General features: G+C 39.7%; 13 protein-coding genes. 2 read left to right on the top strand and 11 right to left on the bottom strand.

What is annotated here, in order from left to right; translation table 11 throughout:
- Positions 1 to 43 precede the first annotated feature (43 nt).
- Complete coding sequence (locus KO561_RS15195) at positions 44 to 805, bottom strand: ATP synthase subunit B family protein (RefSeq protein WP_231094116.1); 762 nt, start codon at positions 803 to 805, stop codon at positions 44 to 46.
- A 379-nt stretch (positions 806 to 1,184) separates the two neighbouring features.
- Here KO561_RS15195 and KO561_RS15200 point away from each other — a divergent pair, with 379 nt between their 5' ends.
- Positions 1,185 to 1,412 (top strand): hypothetical protein, encoded by a 228-nt coding sequence (locus KO561_RS15200; protein ID WP_231094117.1) that lies wholly within the window; start codon positions 1,185 to 1,187, stop codon positions 1,410 to 1,412.
- A gap of 179 nt (positions 1,413 to 1,591) precedes the next feature.
- Here the strand turns inward: KO561_RS15200 and ppsA are convergent, their stop codons facing one another.
- The 6 genes from ppsA to hpf all read right to left on the bottom strand — a co-directional run bounded on the left by ppsA (position 1,592) and on the right by hpf (position 11,331).
- Positions 1,592 to 3,931 (bottom strand): phosphoenolpyruvate synthase, encoded by a 2,340-nt coding sequence (gene ppsA, locus KO561_RS15205; RefSeq protein WP_231094118.1) that lies wholly within the window; start codon positions 3,929 to 3,931, stop codon positions 1,592 to 1,594.
- A gap of 199 nt (positions 3,932 to 4,130) precedes the next feature.
- Positions 4,131 to 5,003 (bottom strand): YitT family protein, encoded by an 873-nt coding sequence (locus KO561_RS15210; protein ID WP_231097185.1) that lies wholly within the window; start codon positions 5,001 to 5,003, stop codon positions 4,131 to 4,133.
- A gap of 134 nt (positions 5,004 to 5,137) precedes the next feature.
- Entirely contained in the window at positions 5,138 to 6,016 is an 879-nt protein-coding gene (galU, locus tag KO561_RS15215; protein ID WP_231094119.1) for a UTP--glucose-1-phosphate uridylyltransferase GalU, read from the bottom strand.
- Between the two features lie 66 nt (positions 6,017 to 6,082).
- Positions 6,083 to 7,184, bottom strand: a protein-coding gene (prfB, locus tag KO561_RS15220; RefSeq protein ID WP_231094120.1) for a peptide chain release factor 2 whose coding sequence is annotated in 2 segments (ribosomal slippage) — positions 6,083 to 7,111 and positions 7,113 to 7,184 — 1,101 coding nt in all. Because the reading frame shifts where the segments join, the coding sequence is not laid out codon by codon here.
- Between the two features lie 376 nt (positions 7,185 to 7,560).
- Entirely contained in the window at positions 7,561 to 10,068 is a 2,508-nt protein-coding gene (gene secA, locus KO561_RS15225) for a preprotein translocase subunit SecA (protein ID WP_231094121.1), read from the bottom strand.
- 705 nt (positions 10,069 to 10,773) lie between these two features.
- Positions 10,774 to 11,331, bottom strand: coding sequence for a ribosome hibernation-promoting factor, HPF/YfiA family (hpf, locus tag KO561_RS15230; RefSeq protein ID WP_231094122.1), 558 nt, complete (start codon positions 11,329 to 11,331; stop codon positions 10,774 to 10,776).
- A gap of 218 nt (positions 11,332 to 11,549) precedes the next feature.
- On the opposite strand from hpf, the gene KO561_RS15235 reads away from it, so the two are divergent.
- Positions 11,550 to 11,831, top strand: a complete 282-nt coding sequence (locus KO561_RS15235; protein WP_231094123.1) for a DUF4190 domain-containing protein — start codon at positions 11,550 to 11,552, stop codon at positions 11,829 to 11,831.
- 239 nt (positions 11,832 to 12,070) lie between these two features.
- Here KO561_RS15235 and KO561_RS15240 read toward each other — a convergent pair whose 3' ends face one another.
- Genes KO561_RS15240 through KO561_RS15255 form a run of 4 tightly spaced genes read right to left on the bottom strand, consistent with a single transcriptional unit; the run spans position 12,071 to position 14,824 of the window.
- Positions 12,071 to 12,454, bottom strand: coding sequence for a DUF8042 domain-containing protein (locus KO561_RS15240; protein WP_231094124.1), 384 nt, complete (start codon positions 12,452 to 12,454; stop codon positions 12,071 to 12,073).
- Between the two features lie 8 nt (positions 12,455 to 12,462).
- Positions 12,463 to 12,816 carry a flagellar protein FliT gene (locus KO561_RS15245; protein ID WP_231094125.1) on the bottom strand — a complete coding sequence of 118 codons (354 nt, stop codon included), beginning with the start codon at positions 12,814 to 12,816 and terminating at the stop codon, positions 12,463 to 12,465.
- Positions 12,816 to 13,211, bottom strand: a complete 396-nt coding sequence (gene fliS, locus KO561_RS15250; RefSeq protein WP_231094126.1) for a flagellar export chaperone FliS — start codon at positions 13,209 to 13,211, stop codon at positions 12,816 to 12,818. The genes KO561_RS15245 and fliS overlap by 1 nt, the downstream gene beginning before the upstream one ends.
- A 23-nt stretch (positions 13,212 to 13,234) precedes the next feature.
- Positions 13,235 to 14,824, bottom strand: a complete 1,590-nt coding sequence (locus KO561_RS15255) for a flagellar hook-associated protein 2 (protein WP_231094127.1) — start codon at positions 14,822 to 14,824, stop codon at positions 13,235 to 13,237.
- Positions 14,825 to 14,826: the final 2 nt, after the last annotated feature.

The raw sequence follows: 14,826 nt of genomic DNA on the forward strand, positions 1-14,826 counted from the left end.
AATCGCTCCTTTTTCTAATTTTTTCTGTATGGTGTACGTTTGCTTAGAAAAAAGAGCTCCTTTGAGGTGGTGGCGTTGGTGGTGCATTCACCCACTGATTTCTAATGACATATTTCCGATTCCAATAAAGCTGTGTTTGCAACAAGCGGTTCGATTCCAATTGCGAAGCAAGATAGACTGCAAGAGGCGAGCTTTTTGTCTGCCATCGCTTCCACAATTGTTGTGGAATCTTTGTTATGGATAATGTCACGAGTTTTTGAAGCTCTGGAAAGTCCTTCTTTTCATCTGGAATGGGTGTTTTCGTCGGAGCTTCTTTTTGTACCTTAGTAGTAATCGCGGAAGATTCGGATGGTTTGGTAGGACTTAGATCGTTTTTCTTTCCGGTTATAGGTACTGGCTCCGAGCGTTTCCTCTGTTCTTGAACAGGCTGAACTGAGTGATCTTTTGTTTGGTCTTCGATTCCCAAATCCTCGGAAGGCTTTACTGGAGTTTGCTTCGATTTATTTTGCGATTCCTCCAGGATTTCTTCAGAAGCCTTATGCACTTCCTTTTTTACCTTTTCCGTGATTTCCTCCACTTGTTTCGTGGCTTTTTTCGGGCCTTCATTTCCAGCTTCAACAAGCTTTGATGATATGTCCTTCTCGATCTGTTTCTCCCCTTCTTGGACAACGTTTTTCAAATCCTTCTCCAAGGAATTTGAAATTTTGTCTATTGGGGATTCATCTGATCCTGCAAACACGGCTTGTGGTGCCGCTGTGATAAAGAGGGAGAGCACCCCAACACCTACTAGGTGCCGAATATTCAACGACTCACCTCCTTCCTTATTACATGGTTTCTAGTCCATATCCACTTTTTTGACGGTTCATCATCTGATTAGGAAGATGGAACCATGAAAAAGAAGCACCTAAAATTAGATGCTTTGATACTAAGTAGTTCAGTTTTTAGACTAAGAAACGTATTTAGCAAGCATATCCCGAAGCAGTATTCGCATTCCACTAAATAACTATTCAATCAGCATAGAAAAAACACTCATAGTTATAAAATTTCTCTCAGTGATTTTTACTAAAATGTCTAAATTTAAAGTAGTTGTTATGAAAGGATCTAAGCAACATAGACCATTGTAATACTAAAGACCTTTTATTTTAAACGACAATTTGGACATATTACCGGTAGGAGGTGAAAAAATGGCTGAACAAAAAAAAGACGGAATGAAAGAAGATTTGAATGAACTACTTAACAGAATAGGGCGATCTAACATGAATGAAGGAATTCCTAGTGATAAAACTTCAACTGAGATAGAAAAAGACAGTGAACTGGATAAAAGCAATAAAAACGAGCGCCACAATGAAAATGCTCGTGCATCAGCAGCTGTTGAACCAGAAAACCCAAGAATAAATACGGATAACCTGTAACTATAATAATCCAAGGTTCCTCACAATTCACAGTAATATAATAATATTTGTTCCAATCCCCTCATTAGATATTTGAGTTTTAATAACGTATAAACAACAAAAAAGACAGTCCAATTTACGTGTTACATGGACTGTCTTGAATGGTTCATACTCTTAGATAGAACCAGTTCCGCCCGACATTATAAATTTCTTATTTTATTTAAGATTAGCCGTTGTTCTGTCGATGCTACTAGCCTTCTTGTATAGGCAACAGTATCTGGATTGATACTAACACTATCGATTCCTTCTTGAATGAGAAATTCAGTAAACTCTGGATATAAAGAAGGTCCCTGCCCGCAAATAGAAACGGTTTTACTGTGCTTATGTGCAGCATGAATTAACGTTTTAATAGCTCGCTTCACCGAAATATTTCGCTCATCAAAATAACCCATACTATTTAGAATACCTGAATCTCGGTCCGAGCCCATGATTAATTGAGTTAGGTCATTACTGCCAATGCTAAACCCATCGACAAGCTGGGCAAATTCCTCTGCAGCGAAAATAACCGATGGGACTTCTGCCATAATCCAAATTTTGAATTGCTGATTTTGTACGAGTCCTTCTTCAGCCATGATCTCTTTGACCCTCTCCACTTCCCATGTTGTCCGCACAAAAGGGAGCATCGCCCATACATTAGTCAATCCATATTCTTCTCGTACCCGTTTCATGGCACGACATTCCAAGCGAAAGCCTTCCTCATATTCAGGGGAGATGTAACGGGAAACACCTCTCCAACCAATCATCGGGTTGGCTTCCACCGGTTCGACCTCGTCTCCACCCTCTAGTCCACGGAATTCGTTGGAACGGAAATCACTTAACCTAACGACAATCGGTTTTGGATACACCTCCTGGGCTACTTTCGTAATCCCCTCTGAAAGTTTATCAATAAAAAAATCCTCTTGGTTCGTTTTTAAGAGATACATAGGATGGGCGCCCATGCTAGAAAAAATAAACTCGCTTCTCATTAAGCCAATCCCTTCAAAAGGGAGATCCTTGTACTGGTCAATCAAATCCGGTTCACCGAGATTCATATAGACTTTTGTCCCTGTAACCGGTTCCAATTGGTTGAATAGAGAAGGATCAAAGGAAGGTTGTTTTGGCTCTTCGCTTTCTTCCTTTTCTAGGATGCCTTCAAAAACCACTCCACGTGTCGCATCAACCGTTACTTCCATACCATCTAATAACACGGCTGTTGCGGAATTAGCACCAACGATACAAGGAATTCCTAATTCTCGAGACACTATCGCTGCATGACATGTGCGACCACCCTCATCGGTTACTACTGCAGCCGCTTTCTTCATTGCCGGGATCATATCTGGGTTCGTCATAACGGTTACTAAAATATCGCCTTCTTCGACAAGAGAAATCTCTTGGATATCCTTAATCTTTTTAACCTTCCCCGCTCCGATTCCTGGTGCTGCAGCAAGTCCTCGAATAAGCATGTTTAATACGACTTTTTCTGTTGGACTCATTTCTGATTTCTCCTCCTCTAGCGTCGTAATCGGTCGTGCCTGCAAAATATAGATTTCTTTTGTATCCGCATCTAACGCCCACTCTATATCCTGTGGAAAATGATAGAGTTCTTCAATTCGGATACCAGCCTTTGATAGATGTACGATTTCCTCTTCTATTAGACACTGAGCGGTCACGGACGCTTGGCCGAGATATTCCTTAACGGCAACTTCGCTCGTCCCAACAGCGTGTTGATTCTTGATCACTAATAGATTCTTGTTAGTGATATTTTTTTCTATTATTTTTAGGCTTGATTTCTCGACTACGTATTCATCTGGTGAGACCATCCCTGAAACCACCGCTTCTCCCAACCCCCAGCTAGCGTTAATCATCATTTCTTTTCGATTACTCGTCACCGGATTGGCCGTGAACATCACACCAGCTTTCTCGCTGTCGACCATTTTTTGCACGACCGCACTTAGAGCTACATGAAAATGATTGAATCCTTGATTCGCACGATAATAAATGGCTCTTGCCGTCCATAGGGATGCCCAGCATTTTTTAATATGGGAGAGTACCTCCGTAATCCCGCTAATTTCTAGATACGTATCCTGTTGACCAGCAAAGGACGCCTCCGGTAAATCTTCCGCGGTGGCAGAGCTTCGTATCGCTACATAAGGTGCTTCTATTCCAATCGAATAACTAAACTGGGCGTACGCTTCTCGAATTTCTTTTTCGATTGGTTCGAGCATTTCGCTCGTGTAAATTAGTTTTCTTATTTCAGAGCTTATTTTCTGTAATTGATGGGTGTTTTCCAAATCAATCGTATGGATGAGGTTTATAATGGTTTGATCCAGCTTTCGTTCTTCTATAAACGTACTGTATGCGGAAGCCGTCACACAAAATCCGGGAGGCACCTTGACTCCTTTCTGCGTCAGTTCCCCTAGATTAGCACCTTTTCCACCAACAAGAGCAATGTCCTCCTTGTCAATCTCATCGAACCATTTGATATAGCGGTATTCTTTCATTTACGACTCTCCTTTCGATTTCATTGTAAATATTCTAATAATTATAAATAACATACATTTATAGTTGCGTAATGTCAATAATAATGTATGTTATTTAATTAATAATGTACATTAATTAAGAAATATTAGTGTTAAATAGTGTAAACTATATAAAAAATCACCTGACTGTAAAACAATCAGGTGATTCTGTCATTGATTATTATGTTGTTTTAAATCCTTCTCCTAACACTTCCGTGGCGTTCATGACCACAACAAAGGCATTATTGTCTATGCGTCGTACCATTTGTGTGACTTTTGAAAACTCTCCACGGGCTACCACACACATGATCACTTGTCTTTCTTCATTTGTATAGCCACCAGTTCCTTGTAGCACCGTTACCCCCCGATCCACATCACGAAGTAACGCTTGTCGCACTTCTTGAACTTGATTGGTGATTATCAGAACATTTTTGGAGGTGTTCATCCCAACTTGAACGAAATCGATTGTTTTACTTGTGACGAACAAACCGATAAGGGCATACAAGCCTTGCTCGATTGAGAAAACAAAGGCAGCAGTTAGTACAATCATGCCATCAAATATGGCCACACAGATGGAAAGTGGAAATGGAATAAACTTATGAAATATTTGGGCAGCTAAATCAACTCCACCCGTTGAAGCACGGCCACGAAATACAATTCCGAGCCCAAGGCCGACACCCATTCCACCAAAAATAGCACCTAATAGTGGTTCCGATGCAACAGACGGGAAATCTTTTGTAAGGAAGACGAAAAACGGCAGGATGATCGTACCAACTAGTGTCTTCGCTCCAAAGCTCATGCCTAAAATTAATATTCCAGCGATGAACAATGGGATATTCAAGGCCCATTGCACGATAGAAGGCTCCCAGCCAAATACAGCTTTTGTAATCGTACTAATCCCGGCCACTCCGCCTGAAGCTACTTCATGAGGAAGTAGAAAAGCATTAAAAGCTACGGCAACAAAAAAAGATCCTAGTATAACCAGGCTGTATTCTATCACATGAACCAACATCGTCGGCATTGGTTCTCTTCTATATTTTGCAATCACGTACATACACCTCATTTGTTTAACTTTTCTCTCTTAAACCGTAAGGAGTATAACATGATGCTAAAGTCCTGTAAACAAGTCAAAGCACAGTATTGTTGCACTGTGCTAAAGGGATAAAAGATAAAAAGAACTAGCTACAACTAGTTCTTTAATCGATGTTTCTCTAATATATGATTCAGCATACCTACCATTTCTTCTTCCATGTCCGGTCTGCTTAATGCCATTTCCACTGTCGTTTGAATAAAGCCTAGTTTATCCCCAACATCAAATCGTTGTCCGGTAAATTCATAGCCATAGACAGGTTGAATTTTCGTTAGCTTTTCAAGGGCATCTGTAAGCTGAATCTCTCCACCCGTTCCTATTTCTTGTTCTTCCAGAATAGGTAATATCTCTGGTGTTAAGATGTATCTACCCATAATAGCTAAACGAGAAGGTTCTGTTCCTTGTGCTGGTTTCTCCACTAAGCTCTTGACTTTATAGGCTCTATCAGATTGATTTTCAGGATCTATAATACCGTATCGATCGGTTTCTTGAGGAGAAACTTCTTTAATTCCAAGGATACTCGCCTCATATTTTTCATACTCATTCATTAACTGCTTTAAGCAAGGTGTCTCAGCTTGTACGATGTCGTCCCCAAGTAAGACTGCAAATGGCTCATTGCCAATAAATTTTCGAGCGCACCAAATCGCATGACCAAGCCCTTTCGGCTCCTTCTGACGGATATAATGGATATCAACCTTTGCCGATTGATTGATCTGTTCTAACAGATCGAACTTGCCTTTTTTATATAGGTTATCTTCTAATTCAAACGCGTGATCAAAATGATCCTCTATAGCACGCTTCCCTTTTCCGGTTACAATAATAAGATCTTCAATCCCTGATTCAATCGCTTCCTCGACGATATATTGGATCGTTGGTTTATCAATGATGGGAAGCATTTCTTTCGGCATCGCCTTCGTTGCTGGTAAAAATCTTGTTCCTAATCCTGCTGCCGGTATGATTGCTTTACGAATAGTCATCTAGTGCCCCTCCTAACCTTTGCATCATCTTATGTAAAAGGATGCTACCATCGTAGCATCCCCCCGTTAATTCATCGTTGAACGTAAATACGCATCAATAAACGGGTCAAGATCTCCGTCCATCACACCTTGTGTATTCCCGATTTCATGGTTGGTCCGGTGGTCTTTCACCATCGAGTACGGGTGGAATACATAAGAACGGATTTGACTTCCCCAGCCAATCTCCTTTTGCTCGCCGCGAATTTCGTTCAATTCTTGTTGTTGTTTTTCAATTTCAAGCTGATAAAGCTTAGCTTTCAACATCTTCATCGCTTGTTCTCTGTTTTTAATTTGGGACCGTTCAGATTGGCATGTCACAACCGTATTCGTTGGAACGTGGGTAATCCTTACGGCTGAATCTGTCGTGTTGACGTGCTGTCCACCCGCTCCACTCGAACGATACGTATCAATTTTTAAATCCTCTGTTTTTACATCAATATCAATATCATCGTCTAATTCAGGCATAACCTCACAAGAAACGAAGGAGGTGTGTCTGCGACCAGAAGAATCAAACGGAGAGATTCTTACTAGACGGTGAACCCCTTTCTCTGCTTTTAAATAGCCATACGCATTATGTCCTTTAATCAACAGAGTAACACTTTTCACTCCCGCCTCTTCCCCTGGTAGATAATCCAATGTTTCCACTTTGAACTGTTTCGATTCTGCCCATCTCGTGTACATACGGAGAAGCATACTTGCCCAGTCCTGGGATTCCGTACCACCAGCACCTGGATGCAGCTCTAAAATCGCATTATTTTTATCATAAGGCTCACTTAGTAAAATCATTAATTCGAAATCATTCAAAGCTTTGGTTAAAGTTTGTACTTCTTCTTCAAGCTCTGCACGCAAATCTTCATCTGATTCTTCTTTGACAAGCTCATAGGACACTTCCAAGTTTTCATGACTTTCGACATGATTATCAAAGTTATGAACAAGTTCTTTTAATCCATTCACTTCATTAATCACCTTTTGTGCCCCTTGCTGATCATCCCAGAAGCTCGGATCCGCCATTTCCTCTTCTAACTCGGCAATTCGGGTTCTCTTTTGTTCTAAGTCAAAGAGACCCCCTAAAGTCCGCTAATCGCTTAGCCATTTTTTCTAATTCTTGCTTTATCTCTACTAATTCCATTCGGTCACCTCATAAAGTCTTTCTTGTTTAAGTTGTTTTAAAAAAGAAGCATAGACTAGGTTGATTTCCGCTGCGGGTAGTCGCTTTCCGCGGGCACGGCCTCAGCCTCCTCAAAAAGCAAAAACCGCTCTCTGCGGGGTCTTCAGACTCGTGCTGTTCCCGCAGGAGTCGACTACCCTCCGCTACAATCAATGTGCGAAAATTTTTCATGAGCTTCTATATTATGTTCAAGAAAGGATTTTTCTCTCTATAACTATCTTTTAGGATGTATATTTCCAAACGCAGCATTCCACTACTAGTCTAGACCTGAATTTTCACTTTCATTTCTTTCAAGGAAAACACTTCCTCTAAAAGGAAGTGTCCTTACGATCTATCATTATTTTCCGTGACAATGCTTATACTTTTTCCCACTACCACAAGGGCACGGATCGTTTCGTCCTACATCATCTGTTTTTACAAATGGACGTTTTACTTTTTTCTTTTCTTGATCTCCGGATACCGCTTGTGTATCTTTAACGACCGCTTCACGTTGAAGGTTTTCTCGAATTTGCGCCTTCATCACATAACGGGAAACCTCTTCCTCGATATTGGCAATCATTTCTTCAAACATCGTGTAGCCTTCCATTTGATACTCACGCAATGGATCGTTTTGTCCATAGGCTCTTAAGTGGATACCTTGGCGAAGCTGATCCATTTGGTCGATGTGGTCCATCCACTTCGTATCTACCGTACGAAGAAGGATAACTTTTTCGAACTCGCGCATTTGCTCTGGAGTAAGCTCTTCTTCTTTTTGATCATACTTCTCAGTCACCTTTTGGTAAATGAGATCAATCATCTCTTCTGGCTCTTTACCTTGTAAGTCATCGACTGAAACATCTCCAGCATCTAACAAGTTAGCTTGCAGATATTCGACAATACTTACAATATCCCAGTTATCATCGTCATCGTCTTGCGTATGAAGTTCGACTACACGCTCAATCGTCGTTTTGAGCATTTGCTCAATGATTTCACGTAAGTTTTCCGAATCAATGACATCAAAACGTTGTTTGTAAATAATCTCCCTTTGCTGACGAAGTACATCATCATAAGACAGAATCGTTTTACGTGCATCGAAGTTATTTCCTTCCACACGTTTTTGCGCCGATTCAACGGCACGAGATACCATTTTACTTTCAATAGGTTGGTCGTCATCCATTCCTAAACGGTCCATCATGTTTTTCATATTGTCAGATCCAAAACGGCGCATTAATTCATCTTCCATTGATAGGTAGAATTGTGTTTCACCTGGATCTCCTTGACGACCAGAACGACCACGAAGCTGGTTATCAATACGACGAGATTCATGTCGCTCTGTACCAACAACGGCCAAGCCTCCAAGTTCCTTGACCCCATCGCCTAATTTGATATCCGTACCACGACCAGCCATGTTTGTAGCAATCGTAACCGCACCTAACTGACCAGCATCCTCGATAATTTCTGCTTCACGGAAGTGGTTTTTCGCGTTTAAGACATTATGCTTCACGCCAGCTTTTTTCAAATACTTCGAGATCAATTCAGACGTTTCTACCGCTACCGTACCAACAAGAACTGGTTGTCCGTTTCGATTGCGTTCCTTGATTTCCTCCACAACAGCACGGAATTTTCCTTCCATCGTTTTATAGATAAGATCCGGACGGTCATTACGGACAATTTCCTTGTTTGTCGGAATGACGATAACATCCATATTATAAATATTACGGAATTCCTCTTCTTCCGTTTTCGCTGTACCAGTCATTCCGGCAAGCTTTTCATACATACGGAAAAAGTTTTGGAACGTAATGGAAGCAAGTGTCATGCTTTCATTTTGAATTTGTAAGCCTTCTTTCGCTTCAATCGCTTGGTGTAAGCCATCGCTATAACGACGACCTTTCATGAGACGACCAGTGAATTGGTCGACAATGACTACTTCGCCTTCTTCGACGACATAGTCCGTATCACGGTGCATCGCTACATGAGCTTTAAGTCCCTGGTTAATATGGTGGGTTAAGGCTACGTGCTTTAGCTCGAATAAGTTTTCGATACCAAAAGCTCGTTCCGCTTTGTTCATTCCTTCTTCCGTCAGCTGAACCCCTTTTGTTTTTTCATCATAGGTGTAGTCCTCTTCATTTCTCAGCGTGCGCACGAATGCATTGGCTTGTTGATAGAGAGAAGCTGATTTTTGTGCAGTTCCTGAAATGATTAATGGTGTTCTCGCTTCATCAATTAAGATTGAGTCAACCTCATCAATGATGGCAAAGTGCAATGGACGCTGTACCATTTGCTCTTTGTACAGAACCATGTTGTCACGCAAGTAGTCAAATCCGTATTCATTATTCGTACCATAAGTAATGTCCGCTACATACGCGGCACGTTTTTCATCCTTGTTCATGCCATTGCTATTGAAGCCAACAGTTAAACCGAGAAACTCAAATAGCTGACCCATTTCTTTCGCGTCACGATCTGCTAAGTATTCGTTTACGGTAACAATATGGACGCCTTTTCCTGTTAAGGCATTTAAATAAGCAGGCATCGTAGACGCAAGGGTTTTCCCTTCCCCTGTCTTCATCTCGGCGATATTCCCTTCATGTAAGGCAATCGCACCTTGAATTTGAACTTGATATGGGCGCATTTTTAAGACACGTTTAGCTCCCTCACGAACGACCGCATATGCTTCGACCAAGAGATCGTCCAAGCTTTCTCCGTTTTGATATCTCTGCTTAAAGTCCTCGGTTTTCGCACGTAACTCATCATCTGTTAAACTCTCTAGCTTTGGTTCTAGTGCTTCTATTTCATCCACTTGTTTTTGCAGGTGATTGAGTTGGCGTTGATTGCCATCCCCAAATACTTTTTTTAGTAGTCCACGCATATGAACGCTCCTCTATGAAAGAAAAATATATTATAATTATATTTGTGAATCACATTTAATCATAACACTAGCCCCTTTTAAAGACAAGAATCACGGGGGAATGAAGAGATTGGAATAGACAACAAAATTCTTCATATTTATACAAAATAAAAGAAAAACTCTCCTCTTTCTCCTAATTCATAAAAACCAGCCCCAAAATTGAAAAATTTCATACATGAAACCGCTAAATTTTTGAAAAAATCAAACTCGTCACGTTGAAATGGTATATGGTATAAAAGAATTACCTCGCAAGTAAAGGGGATGAGAAAATGAGACGTTGCGAGTATTGCTCCTCCACCTCCCACCGATTAACTCAGCACGAAGCTACCATCACCCAGCTACTTAAAAAAGTAGCGATTTTAAATCGAAGACTATCCGAACTAGAAAACCTTCAAAATGTATCTCGCCACACGGACCATTCCAAGTCCCCGGTTTTGCGTTAACCTCGATTTGCCTCGAAACACCACCTCTCTACTCCTCCCTATCAGAGCTGGCACTCCCCGTGCTAGCTCTGGTACATAGAAAAAACTTGGTGAAGCCAAGCCCTTAGGCGCTGGTTGAGCCTTAGTTGCACTTATACTATCACCTGACAAAACTTATAAGTTCTTGATGGTATAAGAAAAGCTCTGACACATTTTGGTCAGAGCTTTTTGTGTTCTGTTTTATTTAACTAGACTCAATCAGCCCGTAACGGCCATCTCTTCTCCGATACACAACACTTGTTTCTCCTGTTGTGGCATCTTTAAAAACGAAGAATTCATGTCCGAGCATATCCATTTGCAATACCGCTTCTTCTGAATCCATTGGTTTTAAATTAAATCGTTTTGTACGAACGATTTCGATATCGTCGCTGTTTTCAGCTTCTTCTATAGCCTTGTTTGCTTCTCTTTCCATTTGTGCAAATGCATACTTTGGAGCACCGTTTTGACGGAATTTTCGGTTCACTTTCGTTTTATATTTACGAATTTGTCGCTCTAATTTATCTAATACAAGATCAATTGCTGCATATAAATCGGTGTGTCGTTCCTCCGCACGAAGCAATAAGTTCGTCATTGGAATCGTAACCTCGATTTGTTGTTCATCGTTATAGACTCGGATGTTTACGTTTACATCTGAAGTAGGAGGAGTTTCAAAGTAACGTTCCAGCTTACCAATCTTCTTTTCCACGTATTCCTTAATAGGAGCAGTAACCTCTACGTTTTCACCACGAATGTTGTACTTCATTAAAGTTGCCTCCTTTATGTCCTTATGTATTTATTATTCTAGCTTACCCGTCCAAATTCCTGCTTAAACCATGATTTATTGAAAGTTTTTGTCTGAATTTATCAAGCAAAATTCACTGAATTGACAATTATGTAAGCGATTACGGATTCATCATTTACCAAACGAGGACATATGTTACTAAAAAGAACGGTCGAACGAATTCGTAGGAGGAATGAACCATGGCTGATGAAGAAAAACAAGGTCCTCAACAAGTAAATCCAAAGGCAATTGCTGCACTTGTGTTAGGGATAACCTCAATTGTCATCCCTTATATTGGATTAATTTTAGGTATAATTGGGATTGTATTTTCTAATAAAGCGAACGCAGAGGTTGATAAGCTCAATCACTCTGGCAAAGGGCTAGCTGTAGCTGGGTTAGTTACGAGTGTGGTAGGGACGGTTTTGTGGGCGTTTGTGTTGATTTTGGTGATTATTGGGTTTAGCTTGGTTGGTGGGCATTGAACGTATGGAGAGGCTGTCCCAAAAGGTCATTATAATATGGACTTCTAAATCCAACGGTAAATATAGTTGGTCCATGTTATAATCGATAAAAGAAAGATGATTATTTTTCATAAGAAAATCACTCCTTTGGTTGGTTATTGGTGGTACTTTAATTATATCAAAGGTAGCGATTTTTTTATTTTCGTTTAAAAAAAGAAGAGGGTGTCACCAAAAGCTAGTCTTTTGGGACACCCTCTTCGTCAGTGGATGATGAAAGGTTTCAAACATACCTGCATATCATATTTCCATGCTTCGAATGCGGGTATAACCTGGCTACCTATTATGCTTTTTTTCTCCTGGTTATCTGTACTATTAAACCAATCAGAAAGTTTTACAATAACATGTTTACAATTCTCCAATTCCCCTTGAATTGACGGTTCATCAACAAAAATAATTGCTATTTGCTCGTGACAACTGTTTAGGTGAGCAAAGGCATTCAATAAGTCATTAAAAATATCGAATACTTGTGGAGGAGCATTCTCTTGAAGGTTTGAATATAAATAGTCAAACCCTTCACTCATCACATGTAAAAGCTCTAAATATTCTTTAAGCATAACAAACTGAGAATCGTTCAATTGTGTCATGTTACCACCTATTTTCTATGATCCATAAACATACCGTCATGGTTTGAGAGTTGTTTGTATGGATTCGTATATTTAGTATTAGATTTCTTTTTTTCCTTAAGAGTACTGATATCAGATTTTACCTGATAAAAAATAGATTGTAATTTTGCTTCAATTTCTTTATCTATTTCAACCAATTTTTTCCCCATCTTACTTTCCTCATTCGTAAATGGTGGCTTGACATTTTGAATTATAACTTCCCGTTTATCTATTAACTCCGTTATAGTTCCAATAAGCCCTTCTCTTTGATCTCCATTAACAGACTTAGAGACAGCTTCATGCAAAGTTTTGGTCAGATCAAGTAGATGTTCCAACTGATTCATTAGAAACTAACACCTTGCCCATATAACTTTTGACGATTGATTTTAATGACTTCCTTCCATGTGTCACGGAATTGTGTAACAAGTTCTTCCACCTCAACAAGAAGTGAAAGCTCATTCTTAATATTAGCTTCCATGAGCTGACGGTTAATAAAATCATATAGTGGCATCATTTCTTTCGCGATTGGTGTATCTTGATCTAAGGTAATCATAAGTTCTTGGATAATTGCTTGTGCCCTTTGTATATTTGTATTCTTTAGTTCGTAATTTTCTTCTTCTATACCACTCTTTGCTTGTTTCATAAACTTTAAGCATCCGTTATACAGCATTAGGGTTAGTTCACCAGGTGATGCTGTAGTTACGGAATTGTTTTGGTATGCTTGGTATCGATTCTGCATAGCATGCACTCCCTTTATTTCAATTATCCAAACTGATTCATGAGATACATAGATTGCTGATTCATTTGTTGAATGGCTTTTTCCATCTCTGTAAATTGGCGCCAGTATCGATTTTCGATTTGAACTAAACGATCTTCGAAAGAACTTATCCGATCATTCAAGTCATCCAATCTTTTACCAAATGTATAGTTTTGAAGGACAGAACCGCTTTTTCCTGCTCTTTCTTCGATTTTAGTCATCGTTGTCTCAATAGAATCTTCCAAACGATTAATAATTCCTCTTCCTGATCCATTAACATCGTTCGAAAAAATCTTATGGACAGATTCAGGATCTTCTTGTAACGCTTTACGGAGCTTGTCCTCCGATATGATTAGTTTTCCACCTTCTGTGTAGTCTGATGATGTTTCAATACCAATTTCAGATAAATGACTGTAGTTACCGGAATTGTTTATTTGGGAATACCAGTTTTGACGCATATCAAAAACACCGGCGGATAAAATACTATCTCCTTTAAGGAGCCCACTTTTAGCTCGCTCCTCCCACAATTCTATCTCTTTATCAGACATACCTTCCTTTTGCGCATCCGTTAATGGTTTGTAATCTCTATAACGATCTTCCTGCAAACTATCATTTACTTTCTCAAGCAACTTATTATATTGATCTACAAATCCAACTATTTTTTCAACCGCTGCATCTACATCATTGTTAACCGTAATCGTTGCAGAGCTATTTGGAGTAGTGTCTGTAAAGTTAAAAGTAACTCCGTTTAAAGTGTAAGAATTGTTTGTTGTTTCGACACTGTATCCATTATTATAGGTGAAAATTGCGTTTGTACCGCCTTGTTCAACTTTTTGCCACTCTTGCACTCCTGTGCTTTCGTTTAACACTTGTTCACCGTTTTTAATCTGTAAGACATCGGTTAAAAATGCTGAGTTTGTTTGACCATCAAAACCAATTTCTGCTCCTAAAAATTCTGTGGTTTTGTTGAAATCTCCGGTTTCCGTTCTTTCTAGAATTACTTTATCTTGTTCACTGTCGTAGAAGGCACGAACTCCTCCTCCAGATTCTTCATAGATCATATTTAGAACTTCATTTAACGTATTATCTCCCGTAAATGTAACGGTGTGATCCTGTCTTACACCGTCTTTATTATAGGTATAAAAGTCAAAAGAATTTGTTCCATCCGCAATTGTACCATTTGCGAAAGTTTGATTTTTTAAAGCAGCGTCCGGATCGATTTTGGTAGTTCCTCCGGATATTGCGGATTGACTATAGTTCATCGCTGCGGAAGCTAGCTGTTCAACTTTTATATTATAGGTTCCATTAGCTGAACTTGCTGTTGCAGTTGCCGTTACTGCACTAGAATTTGTAGACGTTGTAGATTTGGAGTTATAGGTACTAGACAGTTTCATATTCAGGATTTTTTGATCTAAGTCATAAAGTGCTTTGTTCATATCACGATATGCATCTCTTTGCCATGTCATCCATGTCTTATCCTGCATCATCTTATCTAGAGGCATTCGTTCTGCCCTCATGAGATCTTTCACTATTTTTTCTGTATCCATACCTGAAGCTAGTCCAGTAATTCTATTCGTATTTATACTCTCTACCATTT

The sequence above is a fragment of the Radiobacillus kanasensis genome (genome assembly GCF_021049245.1).
In the GTDB taxonomy this organism is placed as follows: domain Bacteria; phylum Bacillota; class Bacilli; order Bacillales; family Amphibacillaceae; genus Radiobacillus; species Radiobacillus kanasensis.